This window comes from Nitrobacter vulgaris (assembly GCF_031453995.1).
Taxonomy (GTDB): Bacteria; Pseudomonadota; Alphaproteobacteria; order Rhizobiales; family Xanthobacteraceae; genus Nitrobacter; species Nitrobacter vulgaris.
Genome location: NZ_JAVDPZ010000003.1, coordinates 180929 through 194701, shown reverse-complemented (window position 1 = coordinate 194701; position 13773 = coordinate 180929). Strand labels below are relative to the sequence as shown.

The following is a 13773-nucleotide window of genomic DNA, read 5'->3' as shown; positions in this document are numbered from 1 at the left end:
TGGTGGACAAACAAGCGGAGAGGCTCAGATCATGGCCGCCGTTCGCGTACCGTTGCAAGCGCGCGGGTTTCGGCGCGAATGCGGATACTGAGCACCAGCGCGTTCAGGACAGTGAAGACAAGCGCCAGCAGATACAGATGAAGCGCGAGCGGTAACACTGCGATTTCCGCGACAACGATCGCATAGTTCGGATGCGACAAGTATCTGTAAGGTCCCGATGTTACCATCGGCGCATCAGGTAAGACGATGATGCGCGTGGTCCATCGTGGTCCGAGGGTTACGAGTACCCACAAGCGAAACACCTGGAGCAGAATGAAAACCGAAAGGGCGACGAAGTTGACATCCTGATCGCGGCCCCACGCCCACAATGCGATCAGCCAGGCGGCATGGGTCGCGACGATCAGCGGATAATGACCAGGCGCGATCTCGATCGCGCCCCGCGCCAATAGTTTCGCGGTATTGTAACGGGACAGGATAAGTTCGCCTAGCCGCTGCACTGTAACCAGCGCGAGAATGAGAGCGGCGAGAGTCACGCGGCGTGACGCAGCGTGACGCAGCTAGCGGTGAAGCCCGGGCCCAGCGAGGTCACAAGCGACCGCGAGGGCAGGCCCTGTGCGCGGGCGCGTTCGAGTACAAACAAGACGGTGGCCGCTGACATGTTGCCGTAATCGGCGATGACGCTTCGTTCGTGATCGAGAGTTCCCTGATCGAGGGAGAAAGCGCGCTCGATCGCGACGATGACCTTTGCGCCACCGGGATGGCAAATGAAGCGGTCGATGTCTCCGATCGAGAGACCCAGCCCGGACAGAACTGCGGTGACACCCGGCTTCATGTGCGCGAGCACAAAGTCCGGAATTGTCCGCTGGAAGATCACGCCGAATCCTTCAGGGTCTACGCGCCATCCCATAATATCGAGCGTGTTCGGCCAGAGGTACTCGCCGGTCGCCTCGATACGTGTTGCACCTCCATCTCCGGCGCGCAGCACGACGGCCGCAGCCCCATCGCCGAACAGGCTGGCGGCAACGATATTGGCCTTCGTCAGTTCGTCGTGGCGAACGGCAAGCGTGCAAAGTTCGAGGACCACGAGGAGCACGTTGGTGCCTGGCCGGGCTTGCGCCAATCGCGATGCAATGGATAATCCCGCGACGCCGCCGGCGCAGCCGAGCCCAAACACCGGCACGCGCGACACATCCGTTCGGAAGCCAAGCCTGCCGGCGACGCGGGCCTCAAGCGTCGGGGTGGCGATGCCGGTCGAACACACCGTAACGACGGTGTCGATGTCAGTTGCGCCAAGATCGGCCCGCTCCATGGCCTTTTGCGCGACGTCGACGAATAGTGCTTCCGCGCCGTCCAGAAAGGCTTGAGTTCGCTCCGGCCAGCCCCGCGGCTCGCAATACCATTCAATCGGCTTCACGCCGTAGCGGTGCTGGATGCCTGTGTTGGCGAAAAGAGCGGATAACGTTTCGAACTGCGGATATCGCGAGCCTAAGATGAAACGCGCCGCGTCGAGAATTTGCGACTGATGAAACACATTGGGCGGAACCCCGGTCGCCATTGAAAGCAAAGCGGCCGTGTGTTTCATATCATCGCTCCTGCTCCTATTGTCTCCTCATACACGCAGCCGCCGCGAAAAGCTTTCGCAGCTAACGTCTCTATGCGCGTGCGGATGGGCTCAAGTTTCAATTCAGGTCTCAGTCCGCCTAGGCGAGCGAACGGGGTTGAGGCGGGAACGCTGTTCTGGGGTGTTGATCATGGAGCAGCACGGCCAGGCGGCGCCGAACTTCAGGATCAACTGATGCGGCCTCGAAGATCTGTTCCTGAACATCCCGCTTAAGTTCAGGCCAGAGCTGCAAAACCGCACGGCCAAGCAATTGTTCAGACTCGTTCATTCATATCGCCCTTGAAGTTGTGGATGGGACGGGCAGATGACAGAGGCTGCGGGCTCCTATGTCCTTCTAGAAACTGGCGGCATAGTAGTCGTCGACCGTCTTGGTTCGCGCTGGCTCGGCCCCATCCCAGCCGCTCCCAACCCGATATTTCGGGGCACTTTGGAGTTGTTCGATGGTTACGCCGGTCCGATAGCCGCCGAGTAGAATGTCATATTTCAGGGTATGCCAAGGCAAAGGATAATGGTCGTCGCCGATTCCAAGGAATCCGCCAAAACTCAGGACGGCATACGAAACACGGCCGCTTGTCTTTTCGATCATAACCCGCTCGATCGAACCGATCTTTTCGTTGTCGGGGCCAAAGACGGCCGTCCCTTCGACTTTGTCGCTGCCGATCAAGTTGCTGGTTTCGTTTTCTTCCAAGGTCATAGGCATCCTCCCAGGACAGAAAGCAGAAGCGTCGAACGCACCAAAAGTTCCCGAGCGGCGTGTTCCGGAAGGACTAAACAAAACCGGGTAGCTCGACAGAGAGCCTGCTTTCGACCGGGACCAAAGGCATTTGAGGAGTCTCCGCCCTGCGGGCTACAGTTTTTCAAGCGAAGCGGATGCCGTTCGCGGGAGCAGGGCCCGGCGACCATTCCATCGATTCTGTCGTCATCGGTCGCGCGAGCGTCTGACCGAACTGCCTGATCGGTCATGCGCCATTGTGATCAGGCGATCAGCGTGACCCTTGATCGGGCCTTTTCGGAAAATCGATAGACGCGAAGCTTGCCGCGAGTTACTATGTCAAGCAGTTGACATAACGACGCCAAGAGTCCCCATTTGGTGTCGCCCGGTAAGTTGGCGTCGCGCCGGCGATACAGAAGTTATGATGAGGAGCGACCGTGGAAAATTTAAATGTCGGGGCTAACCAGGCGGCAGAGCCGTCAGGTAACCCAAGGGTGTTGTGGATCTCAACCTTGGCATTCTCCCTCGGTTTCGCAATTTGGGGAATGTTTTCCGCACTCGCTCCCTTTCTGATCGAGTGGTATCATTTTACAAGCACCCAGGTGCTGATCCTCGCTGCGATGGAGCCGCTTTTTGCGGCCGCTATCAGCATTCCGCTCGGCATCTGGGCTGACAAGTACGGCGGCCGGACGGTTTTCACGCTTTTGCTTGTGGCTCTCTCCGTGGTCCTGATTTTGGGAACCTTCGCCGAGAGCTATTACGGCTTCCTGTTTCTGGGAACGATGCTCGGACTTGGCGGCGCGAGTTTCGTGGTCGGCAATGCCCATGTGTCGTCCTGGTACCCTAAATCGAAACAAGGGACCGCCCTTGGCCTTTTTGCTATGGGCAATGTCGGGATTACAGTCGGCATGATGGCCGTCACGTTCTTGATCACGAACGTTTTTGACAAAAATGATCCGGACGGATGGCGGATGATATTCCCGATATTCGCTATTCCCACGTTGTTCATGGCGGCGGTCTACATGTTCTTTACGTCTGATCCGCCGAACCGGGTGCTCAAGAATACGTCGATGAGCGAGATCTTCGCCGTCTACCGCTCGGGCATCGTCGTATGGCTCGTTCCCGGTCTTTATTGGGTTGCGTTTGGCACGTTGGTTTTCTTCGCGTCAACGATGCCGACTTATCTGGTTGATCATTGGCGCGTGGATCCAACGACTGCGGTTGCGGTCTATACGCCGATTCTGGTGGTCTGCGTTGCCATTACTCGACCATTGGGGGGCTGGCTCGCCGACCGTTACGATGTTCTCAGCATCTTGAGCATAATGTTCGGATTGATGTCCGCGCTGGCGGTGCTCCTGGCCTTGCAGATCTCGCTGACCATCGAGCTGTTCGCTATTTACGGGCTTGCGTTACTGTCCGGTGCAGCCGCGGCGGCAGTCATCAAACTGATCCCGATGTACTTCGTGCACGTCGGTGCGGTTAGCGGACTGGCCAAGGCTGCCGGCGCAGCATGCGGTTTCACCATGACCGCGATCCTCGCCGGCAGCAAATTTCTCATGGGCGGTTACACTTTGGGCTTCTTCATCTGGGCGCTCATGAATATCGCCGCGTTCTATGTCTCCTTCTCGCGCGTGGGTTTCAAGAACGTCAAACCTATTCACGCGATTGCGGAGTCCGCGCCCGCTCACTGAGGTGAGGTTCGGAAAGGATGAAATGTGATGAGGCCCGGCTCTGTCCTTTGGACACGCCGGGCCTTTAACTTGAATACGGACAGAATCGTTTGACATAGGAGAGGAAGCGCTCAGCCATCGTTGATTTGCGACCGCTTCCCAACCTGGACCCGCGATCGTTGCGTTGTGCGTCGGCCATCGGTATCTCCAGATGCGAGATGAATGGCATAGAACGCTAAGGCAGATCGTCTGTTCCTAAGGTTTTTGGCACATCCGCTGCTCCGCATGCCGACGGGTCAGGTATTTTGGTACGATCGGTATGAGGGTCCTCGCTCGCTCTGGAAATCCGCGGGCGCTTTTAAGGTTCGGCTCTACGGCCAACGGCCACCTTCGATACAGGCTGTTCAGCAGCGAACAGATTGCGCGCGCTTCGCCTCAGCGGAATTCCGCCGCTGATTATGTGCTTCAGCGACATCATTTCGTACAAATCCCAAATGATCCAGTTGTCTAAGGTTGCGGTGCGTTTGCAGATCACACGAATACCTTGAAACGACCTAGCTTGCATAAGGCAGCCATCTCGATCATATTTTGGGGTGATTTTTAGTCCACGCACGCTCCACGCTGAACCCGCTCTATGTCTCTGTCGTATTGTGTCTCTGTCGTGCCTTTACACCCACCGACCACTTAAGGTCGTTCAACTCATTTCGAATTATCCTTTAGCAGGGTCCAGATCATGGACATCAAGCGTAGAGACTTTGTCAAAGGATGCGCAGCTGTCTCTGTCCTGTTGCTGCCGGGGATCGTCAGCGCCGCGAGCGGTGAAAACACGAATCGCGCATCGGCTGCGGCATCCCGCTTGCAGGTCGAAAAATCGATCAAGGCCAACTTCGGTGGTGGTTTCTCTGTACGGAATTACTCGCAATCAAACGGACGGACTTACGCCAATATCGAGCATTTCGGTAACCGGTATGCAGTCGCCTCCGCAGACCTGCTGGATTGGAAAATCGTTAAGGCATCGCTCTAAGCAACCCGAATTTCTTTCGTCAAAAGTATTATTTGATCCTCCTTTAGGTGAGGATGCTTGGATATTGATGTTTCCGGTGCTCTTTCCGACAATAGCGATTTCTGGAGACAATGAGCTTTGGCCGAGAAGATCAAGAGCATTCGCATTCATCCCGGTATCGGCATCGCTCGTCTGGGCACCAGTGACGAGTTTTACATCGGGCCAGAAACGCCGGGCGTTGTCGTCGATCCCGGCGGGAGCAATGGTCCCGGACCAAACGGTGGAACCTACCGCGATAGTAACGCGCGACTGAAACGCCAAGCGCAGCGATACCGCATCTATGCTTACGACGCCAACGAGAAGGTCGTCGCAGAACTGACCTCCCATTCCGACCTCGTACAATCCGTTCGCTGGCGGGTTCATGTCAGAAACATGAAAGCGGCGAATTATGCATTTCAGGGTGCGTATCTGTTTGATCCGGACAAATTGCGAAACCCTTCCATCCAGCCCGGTATGAAGCCGATCGAACGCGACAAGCTGATCATCGACCCGGGGGTGCATACGATCGCTTCGGGGCAGACCGAACCAGTGATCATGAGAGGTGATGTTTTCAGGGACATCGAGAAGGGGACGTTGCCGGGCGAATTGCGGTTTGAGGGTTTCACCCCAAAGGATCCTTCGAAAGAAGTTGATGTCACTTACAAGGCCGCCAGGGATATCGAACTCGGGCAGCTTCGGTTGGATTCGAAGGACCGGCTGCTGTTCGTTCCCGCACCCGGGAAGGGCGAATGTGTCACCACGCCCAAGGTCGTATTGTCGAACCCAAGCGAAACAATGAGCCCTCCGAACGGTCCGGAGGACGGTAAGAATCCGCTGACGAACCAGTTCGCCTACTTCAACATTCCGGGTTGGTGGGACGACACGTGCTGTGGTGAAATCGACGTCACCGTCACGCTGAAGGACGGAACTGTACTGAGCACGCGCGACAACGTGAAATCAGCGACGGACGAAGGAACGCGGAATCCGCGTGCAGGAGCCTGGATCGTTACCGCGCCACCGAAGTTTGCACCTCACATGTATCATGTGGTCTCTATTCTGGATCGCGTTTACGAGGCTTTTCCTGAGTCTTACCCCCACGTATGGAAGAAGACGAACTTCTACCGAGATGTCTTCCCGATCTTCGCCAAGGCAGTTAGCTACAGTTGGGTGAACGCGGCGGCAGGGGGCGTTTCACCTGACACCAAGGACGCCGCTCACGGTCCGGGGCAGCCGGGCAGCCTGCTCAGTGCCGAGTACATGACTGCTTTCACGGATCCGAGCGAGGACAGCAAGCCGACGCGGCAGATGATCTATGAATTGATGCGGCATGCGCCCGGCAAGCGCGGACGGCTGGTTGATTCCCTGATGCCGCCGCCGCCAGCGCGTCCAACCAGCTGGCAGAACGACGACTTCAAGGGCGATGCAGGACCCTTCAAGATGCCCAGGCTGTGGGGCACCGGAGGCAAGCCGTTACAGAATGAGCAATTGGGACTGAGCCTGCCCGATCAGTTTCTCAGCCTGACCGATCGGCAACTCAATCACCTGAAAGAATGGGCTGAAGGAGACTTCGAGGTTGGCACTCCACCAAAACCCGTTGCGCTTGAGACCTTGCCGCTGGCGGAGCAGCCACATGCACTCGACAGCTCGGCGCTCGAACCCACGATCGGCGGCGGTTTCCATCCGGGGATCGAATTCCCGTATTTGATTCTGTATCGGGAAAATTTTGCTGAGGCGTTCCGCGTCGACAAGGGCATCGAGCCTGGATCGCTCTCCGCCTACATGTCGAGCCCCTGGCAAGGCGACTTCTGGTCGTGCAACGTGTTGTGGTGGCCGACGCAGCGGCCGGATATCGTTTTCGAATACGACAGGAAGAGCCAGACCCGAACCTACAAGGAATGGTTCCGCGGATACGATGAGCACGGTGAACCGCTCTCGTCTGCCGATGGTTACCATCAGATGGCTTATGCCTGGTCAAGATTGGGGATGGTGCTGCCGGTCAAGAATGAGGATGGCAGCTTCCTGAGAGCCAACGGTCAGATCGTGTTCGCCGAACAAGAGCGTGATCCGGCCCTGAACCGGCCGCCCGCCAAGAGCAAATGATCAGTGGCGTCGGCGCCGTTGCTCGACCCGACCGGGACAACATGGGACGTCGTCATTGTTGGTTCCGGACCCGCGGGGGCTGCAACCGCCATCACGCTCGCGAAGTACGGGCAGCGCGTGCTGCTGGTGGAGAAGCGCGCGTCGCCCAGCTTCAAGCTTGGCGAGTCCCTGCCGCCCACGTCGATGGGGCTGGTCAGACACTTCCTGGGAGATATTGAAAGTCCCGAGCAGCAACTTCCTGGTCTTTTCAGAACTGCCGGCAACATCTCGCTATGGGGAACCGAACAGGCCGAGATCGCGGACTTTTTCTTCGCGTCGGCCGGCCATGGCCTCTGCGTCGACCGGCTAGCGTTCGATGAAGCGCTGCGTACGAAAGCGGTCGCGGCGGGTGCGACCTTGCTCAAAGATGTCTGTTTCCAGTCCTGCACGCGGATTGAAGGCGGCAATTTCAATTGGCAACTGACGCTCACCTCGCGTAACGGCACTCGGCAGGATCGCGCCCGTTATCTCGTCGATTGTTCGGGTCGCCAAGCGGTCGTGGCCCGCATACTTGGTGTCCCGACACTAAGTCATAGAGACCGGCTGTTCGCCTATGCGCAATGGTTTTCCTGCTCGGGCGGTGATGATGACCGTTATACCCGTGTTGAGGCCGCGCCATACGGCTGGTGGTACAGCAACCGCTTGCCCGGCTTCGAAGACAATCAAACCCGGCGGCTGGTGGTTTTGCACACCGATAAGGATTTGCCGGCGGCGAGGCTGGCGGCGTCGCGGCAAGGCTTCGATCAACTGCTGGACGGTTCGACGCATATTGCGCCTTTGCTCAAAGCCGGAGGGTATCACCCTTGCGGGATCATCCGGGGAGCGCCGGCCAATAGCCAACGACTGGGAAACTTTTGCGGCGACGCCTGGATGGCGGTGGGTGATGCGGCACAAGCCTATGATCCGCTGTCGTCGCAAGGTATCGACACGGCGCTCAGGACGGCGAGCCATGCCGGGCATATGATTCACTACGCGTTGACGGACGCTCCGCAGGGTGCTGCGGGATTGGACGGCCGCAATAGCTACATCCATCGATACGATCAACAGCAGCGCCAACTCTGGCAGACGTACGTGTCGCAACGAGATTTCTACTATGGCATCCAGTCCCGCTGGTTCGATCAGCTGTTCTGGCGACGTCGGCGGCAGCTGGCGAATGAAGCCGGTCGCTAGATCTCGTGCCCAGGCGACTTTTTCTTTTGGAACCGACCTTAAAATCTTGCAACGGCGGCGCACATCAGAAGGAGCAAATGCGCAGTGGCCGCATCTGGGTCAAAAGGTTGAGTGATATGAAAAGCGAAATGAAAATTGAGGTGCTATTGGCCGCAATTCTAGTCGCTGCAGCTTTGGTTAGCGTCAACGCGCTGGTTTCGGCGGTTCAGAAGGGGGAGCGCGGGGCGGTTGATCCGGCGGCGATAGATAGCACCAGCAACAGAAATTGACGTGGCTATAGATCTGCCGTCTTTACTGTAGGTCATGCTCATTGGCGCAAGTCAGGACGCGTTTGATCAGTCCGATGTGCTGGCGTTTCCCTTGCCTTTCCGGAACGGAGCGCTAGTGGCGGCGTTGATGTTCCGTAGCTTCTCAATTCAGAGGCCACGATGGCAGATTGAGAAACTCTTATCGGCACAGCGACAAAGTGGAAAGCACCGCTGTCTATGGCCGTGACGGGCAAAAATCGGCAGCGTCGAGCGCGTGAGGGCTTGTCGCTATAAGAGGTGTTTCCATGAGCAGGAAAAACGACATCGAACGGATCTGGGACATCATTGAAAAAGTTGTCGTTTGCATGCTGACGACGCAGTTTGCTGATGGACTGCGCGCGCGACCGCTCGAAGCAAGGCCTGACCGTGACGCTGGCCTGATTTTCTTCGTAACCGATATCCACAGCCCGAAGGAAGAAGAGATTGAGGCACGGCCCGACGTCGGCCTCGTGTTTATCGACTCGAGTGATAAAGCCTACCTGTCAATCACCGGGCGCGCCTGCATCATCCACGATGCCGACCTGACGAAGGCGGCGTGGCGAAAGACAGATGAATTATGGTGGCCGGGAGGACCGAGCGATCCTAACGTATGCCTGTTGCAGATTGAACCTTCTACTGTGGAATTATGGGACGGGCCGACAAGCAGCGTCGCGACTGTATTCGAGTTCGCCAAGGCGAGGTTGACCGGCAAGAAACCGAACCTGGGCGAGAACCGGAAGGTGACGGTCAAGATGTAGGTTTGATATGCAAACGCATGGACCGTTTGAAGCCGGTCGCCGAAGAGGGGACGGCGGATGCAACTAGGTTAGGACGAAGCGGCAGCATCAAGACCTACGTGACTAGAAAGGGAGTGACATTCACGATGGTCGACCTTTCGTCCATGACGGACGAGATGGCGATGGACATTCCAAGAGCACCGATGCTGGATATCCAGAACCTGACCAAAACCTATCGTTCGGCGCAGGAACAGATCGCCGTTCTTCGCGGGGTCTGCGTGCATGTTAGCGCCGGTGAGAGCGTTGCGCTGACCGGGGAATCGGGAAGCGGCAAAAGCACGTTGCTGCACCTGATTGCGGGTCTCGATGAGGCGGACGGTGGCTCAATCCGGCTCGATGCCACGGAGGTGACTGCACTGGCGGATCAGGGCCGTGCAGCAATCCGCCGGGACCGGCTCGGTTTGATTTTTCAGCAGTTCAATCTGATCCCTTCTCTAACCGTCGCCGATAACCTAGCTTTTCAGTCGCGTCTCGCCGGTCGCCATGACAGCCAATGGCAAAACGAACTTGTCGATCGGTTGGGCCTCGGCAATCTGCTGAAACGATACCCCGAACAACTCTCAGGCGGCCAACAACAGCGGGTTGCAATCGGGCGCGCGCTTGCGGTCAGGCCGCCTCTGCTTCTTGCTGACGAACCGACCGGAAACCTCGATGAGGCGACGGCCGACGATGTCACAGATATCGCGCTTGATCTCGTCAAACGGACCGGATGCGCTTTTCTCATGGCGACGCACAGCACACGGCTTGCCGCGAAACTGGACCGGACAGTTCGACTGAGCGCCGGACTGATTTCGTGAAGCAAGGGTATTGGATCCTTGCGGTTCTGCTTAGCCATTGGCGCCGGCATCCGCTGCAACTGACGACACTCATGGTAGGTCTGATCTCCGCGACGGCACTGTGGAGTGGCGTAGAGGCATTGAACCAGCAGGCTCGCACCAGCTACGATCGGGCCGCGGCGGTCTTTGGCGGTTCTCGACCCGCGATGCTGGTCGGGCAGCGTGATTCCACATTTTCTCAGCAGCTTTTCGTCGATCTCCGGCGGGCGGGATGGCAAGTCTCACCCGTCGTCGAAGGACGAATTCGTATTCAGGGAAGGCCATTGCGTCTGTTGGGAATCGAGCCGGTAACGTTTCCAGCGCAGGCAGGGTCGATCCCGGCGATCGGCGCGGCGGATCTGAAATCGTTCATCGGGCCTCCCGGTGAGACTTTGGTCGCGCCGGAGACATTGATCGCGCTGACCGGGACGGAAGGAACGGTCCTTGTCACGGATGACGGGGCGCTACTGCCGCCGCTCAAGGTTCACGCGCAGCTCGCACCGGGTGTCGTGATCGTCGATATCGGATTTGCGCAAAGCACTCTTCACATGCAAGGTCGGCTCTCGCGTCTGTTGATTGGCAACACGCGCAGCCAGCCGCCGCCGCTTGAGGCTGTCACTGGCGACATGCTCAGGTATGTCGCGGCGGACGCCGAAACCGATCTTGAACGTCTGACCGACAGCTTTCATCTCAACCTGTCGGCCTTCGGGCTGCTATCGTTTCTTGTTGGACTCTTTATCGTCTATTCGGCAGTCGGCTTGGCCTTCGAGCAGCGTATGCCGATGCTCCGGACCCTTCGCGCTTGCGGAGTATCGTCCCGGAAGTTGAACGGTGTGGTGCTGATCGAGCTGCTGGTCCTGGCCATCGCCGGCGGCCTGGTCGGATTGGTCTGCGGATATCTGATCGCCGCGGCGTTACTGCCCAATGTCGCGGCGAGCTTGAACGGACTGTATGGCGCGCGGGTTTCCGGGGCGCTGGCTCTCAGACCCGAATGGTGGATCGCAGGCTTGGCAATGAGCGCCGTCGGTACATTGGCTGCGTCGTCGACAAGCCTCTTGAAAGTCGTCCGTCTTTCGGTTCTCGCGATGGCGCAACCTTATGCATGGCAGCAATCACAGCGGCGATGGCTGGGCTATCAAGGCGTCATGGCCGTCGCGATGCTTGTCGCGGCAATCACCGTTCTGTTAGTCGGCGGCTCGCTGATCTCAGGATTCGCGGTACTGGCGGCGCTGCTGCTGGGCGCGGCGCTTGCGCTCCCTGTGCTGCTCGAAGTCGTGCTGCGCATCGGCGAGCGAAGCTCGCGGCAGCCGCTTGCGATGTGGTTCTGGGCGGACAGCCGCCAACAACTTCCCGGACTGTCGCTGGCACTGATGGCCTTGTTGCTCGCGCTCGCGGTTAACGTCGGCGTCGGAACCATGGTGGAGAGTTTCAGCAAAACCTTCGCCGCATGGCTGGACGGCCGGCTGGCTGCGGACGTCTATGTGAACGCCTTCAGTGATGCCCAAGCTCGCGATATCGAAGTAAGGCTGCGCTCGCGGCCGGAGGTCACTGCCATCCTGCCGAGCGGCCGCGCCGAGATCAAGATCGGGGGCTGGCCGGTGGAGGTTCTTGGCCTCGCCGATCACGCTACCTATCGCGACCGTTGGCCATTGTTGGAGTCGCGGTCGAATGCGTGGGATGACGTCAAGTCAGGCGAGGGCGCCCTCGTGAGTGAGCAGTTGGCACGGAGGCTGAAACTACGGCTTGGTGGCCTGCTCGGCGTCAGTACGCCCACCGGCATCTGGTCCCTGCGTATCGCAGCCATCTACGCTGATTACGGTAATGCTAAAGGGCAGATCGCCGTCAATATCGACGCCTTCACAGGCCGATTTCCAGATCTGCCGCGGACCCGGTTCGGCTTGCGCGTGACCCCCGGCAAGATCGGGCCGCTGATTGATGACATGCGCAAGGCATTTCATCTTGACGAAAGCCGCCTCTCCGATCAATCGACGCTGAAGATGGAATCGACGGGGATTTTCAACCGCACCTTCGCGGTGACCGCCGCACTGAACACGTTTACGCTCGGTGTCGCCGGAGTTGCGTTGCTCACTAGCCTGCTGACCCTCAGCAGTTCCCGTCTTCCACAACTGGCGCCGTTGTGGGCGCTTGGGGTGACAAGGCGGCAGCTGGCCGGCATTGAGCTTCTCAAGACGATGTCCATTGCGTTCATCACCGCGATGCTGGCGCTGCCGCTCGGCTTGCTGGTGGCGTGGTGCCTGATCGCGGTGGTCAACGTCAGAGCATTTGGCTGGCGCCTGCCGTTCCATGTCTTTCCGCTGCATCTCGCCGAACTTCTCGGTGTGGCGATGCTTGCGTCACTGCTGGCGACGCTGATTCCGGTCATCCGGCTGATGCGCATGCCTCCGGCGGTTCTGATCAAGATCTTTGCCAATGAGCGCTAGTGCAAAAATCTCGCGCCGCGCGTTCGCAACGGCGCTTGCCGTTCTCGGCTTCGGGCGAAGAACCTCGCTGGCTCAGAACTTCGCTGGACTTGGGGGTGATGCTTCCGGATTCGCTTCGGTGGTACCCGGCAAGAGTTTCGAATTTCCACATGATCACGGTCCGCATCCGGATTACCGCATCGAATGGTGGTATCTCACCGCCAATCTCAAAGACAGCGCCGGCCATGCGCTCGGCGTGCAGTGGACGTTGTTTCGCCAGGCGATTCAGCCAGGACCGCAACGCGAAGGTTGGGCGAACCAGCAAGTCTGGATGGGCCATGCCGCCGTAACCCGCGCCGATACGCATCGCTATAGCGAAGCGTTTGCACGCGGCGGCGTGGGCCAGGCCGGCGTGGAAGCGGCTCCCTTTCACGGCTGGATCGATTCATGGCAAATGCGCGGGATCGATCGTATGTCGGCGATGAACGTCGCGCCGCTTGAGGTCAACGCATCGAGTGCAGAGTTCAGTTATACGCTGAGGCTTGAGGCAGACAGAGCTCTCGTGCTCCAGGGAGAGGCCGGCTACAGCGTGAAATCCGAACGCGGGCAGGCGTCCTACTATTACAGCCAGCCGCATTTCACGGCGGCCGGGACCGTTACGATCGACGGCAAGCCCGTCAATGTTACCGGACAGGCCTGGATGGACCGCGAATGGAGCAGTCAGCCGCTGGCCTCGGATCAGACAGGATGGGATTGGTTCTCGTTGCACCTTGAGACCGGCGAAAAACTGATGCTGTATCGCCTGCGACAAGCCCAAGGTCAGCCCTACCTTACGGGTAACTGGATCGGACTGGATGGACGGTCGGTAGCGCTCGCTTCCAGGTCCATTGATATGATCCCGACAGTCACAACAGAAGTCGCGGATCGCATAGTGCCGACAAGCTGGCGTATCGTCGTTCGCGATCGGGCGCTGACGATCGAAACGGTCCCGCTGAATCCGAAGAGCTGGATGGGAACGCGTTTTTCCTACTGGGAAGGCCCGGTGAGTTTCACGGGCACCCACCATGGTGTCGGGTATCTCGAAATGACAGGTTATTGAT

12 protein-coding genes and 1 pseudogene are annotated in these 13773 nt (G+C 58.5%); 9 read left to right on the top strand and 4 right to left on the bottom strand.

The genetic code is table 11. The features are described 5' to 3' along the window. Positions 1–29: 29 nt before the first annotated feature. From GGQ85_RS03040 to GGQ85_RS03025, 4 genes and pseudogenes are all read right to left on the bottom strand, one after another. Positions 30–533: an isoprenylcysteine carboxyl methyltransferase family protein gene (locus GGQ85_RS03040; RefSeq protein WP_309773305.1), complete on the bottom strand. Its 504-nt coding sequence runs from the start codon at positions 531–533 to the stop codon at positions 30–32. Further along, positions 530–1585: pseudogene (locus GGQ85_RS03035) on the bottom strand (type III polyketide synthase); the annotation flags it as partial. The pseudogene GGQ85_RS03035 and the gene GGQ85_RS03040, both read right to left, overlap by 4 nt. A 115-nt stretch (positions 1586–1700) precedes the next feature. Further along, positions 1701–1889 carry a hypothetical protein gene (locus GGQ85_RS03030; protein ID WP_309773304.1) on the bottom strand — a complete coding sequence of 63 codons (189 nt, stop codon included), beginning with the start codon at positions 1887–1889 and terminating at the stop codon, positions 1701–1703. A 66-nt stretch (positions 1890–1955) separates the two neighbouring features. Then, positions 1956–2315: a PRC-barrel domain-containing protein gene (locus GGQ85_RS03025; RefSeq protein ID WP_309773303.1), complete on the bottom strand. Its 360-nt coding sequence runs from the start codon at positions 2313–2315 to the stop codon at positions 1956–1958. Between the two features lie 455 nt (positions 2316–2770). Here GGQ85_RS03025 and GGQ85_RS03020 point away from each other — a divergent pair, with 455 nt between their 5' ends. The 9 genes from GGQ85_RS03020 (at position 2771) to GGQ85_RS02980 (ending at position 13772) form a co-directional block, all read left to right on the top strand. Then, the gene (locus GGQ85_RS03020; protein WP_079448234.1) at positions 2771–4024 is read left to right on the top strand and encodes an MFS transporter; all 1254 of its coding nucleotides are present in this window, start codon (positions 2771–2773) and stop codon (positions 4022–4024) included. A gap of 712 nt (positions 4025–4736) precedes the next feature. Next, positions 4737–5027, top strand: a complete 291-nt coding sequence (locus GGQ85_RS03015; RefSeq protein WP_309773302.1) for a twin-arginine translocation signal domain-containing protein — start codon at positions 4737–4739, stop codon at positions 5025–5027. A 117-nt stretch (positions 5028–5144) separates the two neighbouring features. Further along, positions 5145–7145, top strand: a complete 2001-nt coding sequence (locus tag GGQ85_RS03010; protein ID WP_309773301.1) for a LodA/GoxA family CTQ-dependent oxidase — start codon at positions 5145–5147, stop codon at positions 7143–7145. Positions 7146–7148: 3 nt separating this feature from the next. After that, positions 7149–8354 carry an NAD(P)/FAD-dependent oxidoreductase gene (locus GGQ85_RS03005; protein WP_309773300.1) on the top strand — a complete coding sequence of 402 codons (1206 nt, stop codon included), beginning with the start codon at positions 7149–7151 and terminating at the stop codon, positions 8352–8354. Between the two features lie 26 nt (positions 8355–8380). Then, a complete protein-coding gene (locus GGQ85_RS03000; RefSeq protein WP_309773299.1) occupies positions 8381–8623 on the top strand; it encodes a hypothetical protein in 243 nt (80 codons plus the stop codon). Between the two features lie 284 nt (positions 8624–8907). Next, positions 8908–9399 (top strand): pyridoxamine 5'-phosphate oxidase family protein, encoded by a 492-nt coding sequence (locus tag GGQ85_RS02995; RefSeq protein WP_309773298.1) that lies wholly within the window; start codon positions 8908–8910, stop codon positions 9397–9399. A gap of 182 nt (positions 9400–9581) precedes the next feature. Continuing rightward, positions 9582–10235, top strand: a complete 654-nt coding sequence (locus GGQ85_RS02990) for an ABC transporter ATP-binding protein (RefSeq protein ID WP_309773333.1) — start codon at positions 9582–9584, stop codon at positions 10233–10235. Further along, positions 10232–12694: an FtsX-like permease family protein gene (locus tag GGQ85_RS02985; RefSeq protein ID WP_309773297.1), complete on the top strand. Its 2463-nt coding sequence runs from the start codon at positions 10232–10234 to the stop codon at positions 12692–12694. Before GGQ85_RS02990 ends, GGQ85_RS02985 begins: the two co-directional genes overlap by 4 nt. Next, positions 12684–13772, top strand: coding sequence for a lipocalin-like domain-containing protein (locus tag GGQ85_RS02980; protein WP_309773296.1), 1089 nt, complete (start codon positions 12684–12686; stop codon positions 13770–13772). The genes GGQ85_RS02985 and GGQ85_RS02980 overlap by 11 nt, the downstream gene beginning before the upstream one ends. The last annotated feature ends 1 nt before the right edge of the window (position 13773 follow it).

Bases quoted from the DNA above. Each gene is read 5' to 3' on its own strand.
- GGQ85_RS03030 (WP_309773304.1), bottom strand. From the start codon at position 1,889: ATGAACGAGTCTGAACAATTGCTTGGCCGTGCGGTTTTGCAGCTCTGG.
- GGQ85_RS03025 (WP_309773303.1), bottom strand. From the start codon at position 2,315: ATGACCTTGGAAGAAAACGAAACCAGCAACTTGATCGGCAGCGACAAA.
- GGQ85_RS03015 (WP_309773302.1), top strand. From the start codon at position 4,737: ATGGACATCAAGCGTAGAGACTTTGTCAAAGGATGCGCAGCTGTCTCT.
- GGQ85_RS02995 (WP_309773298.1), top strand. From the start codon at position 8,908: ATGAGCAGGAAAAACGACATCGAACGGATCTGGGACATCATTGAAAAA.
- GGQ85_RS02990 (WP_309773333.1), top strand. From the start codon at position 9,582: ATGCTGGATATCCAGAACCTGACCAAAACCTATCGTTCGGCGCAGGAA.
- GGQ85_RS02980 (WP_309773296.1), top strand. From the start codon at position 12,684: ATGAGCGCTAGTGCAAAAATCTCGCGCCGCGCGTTCGCAACGGCGCTT.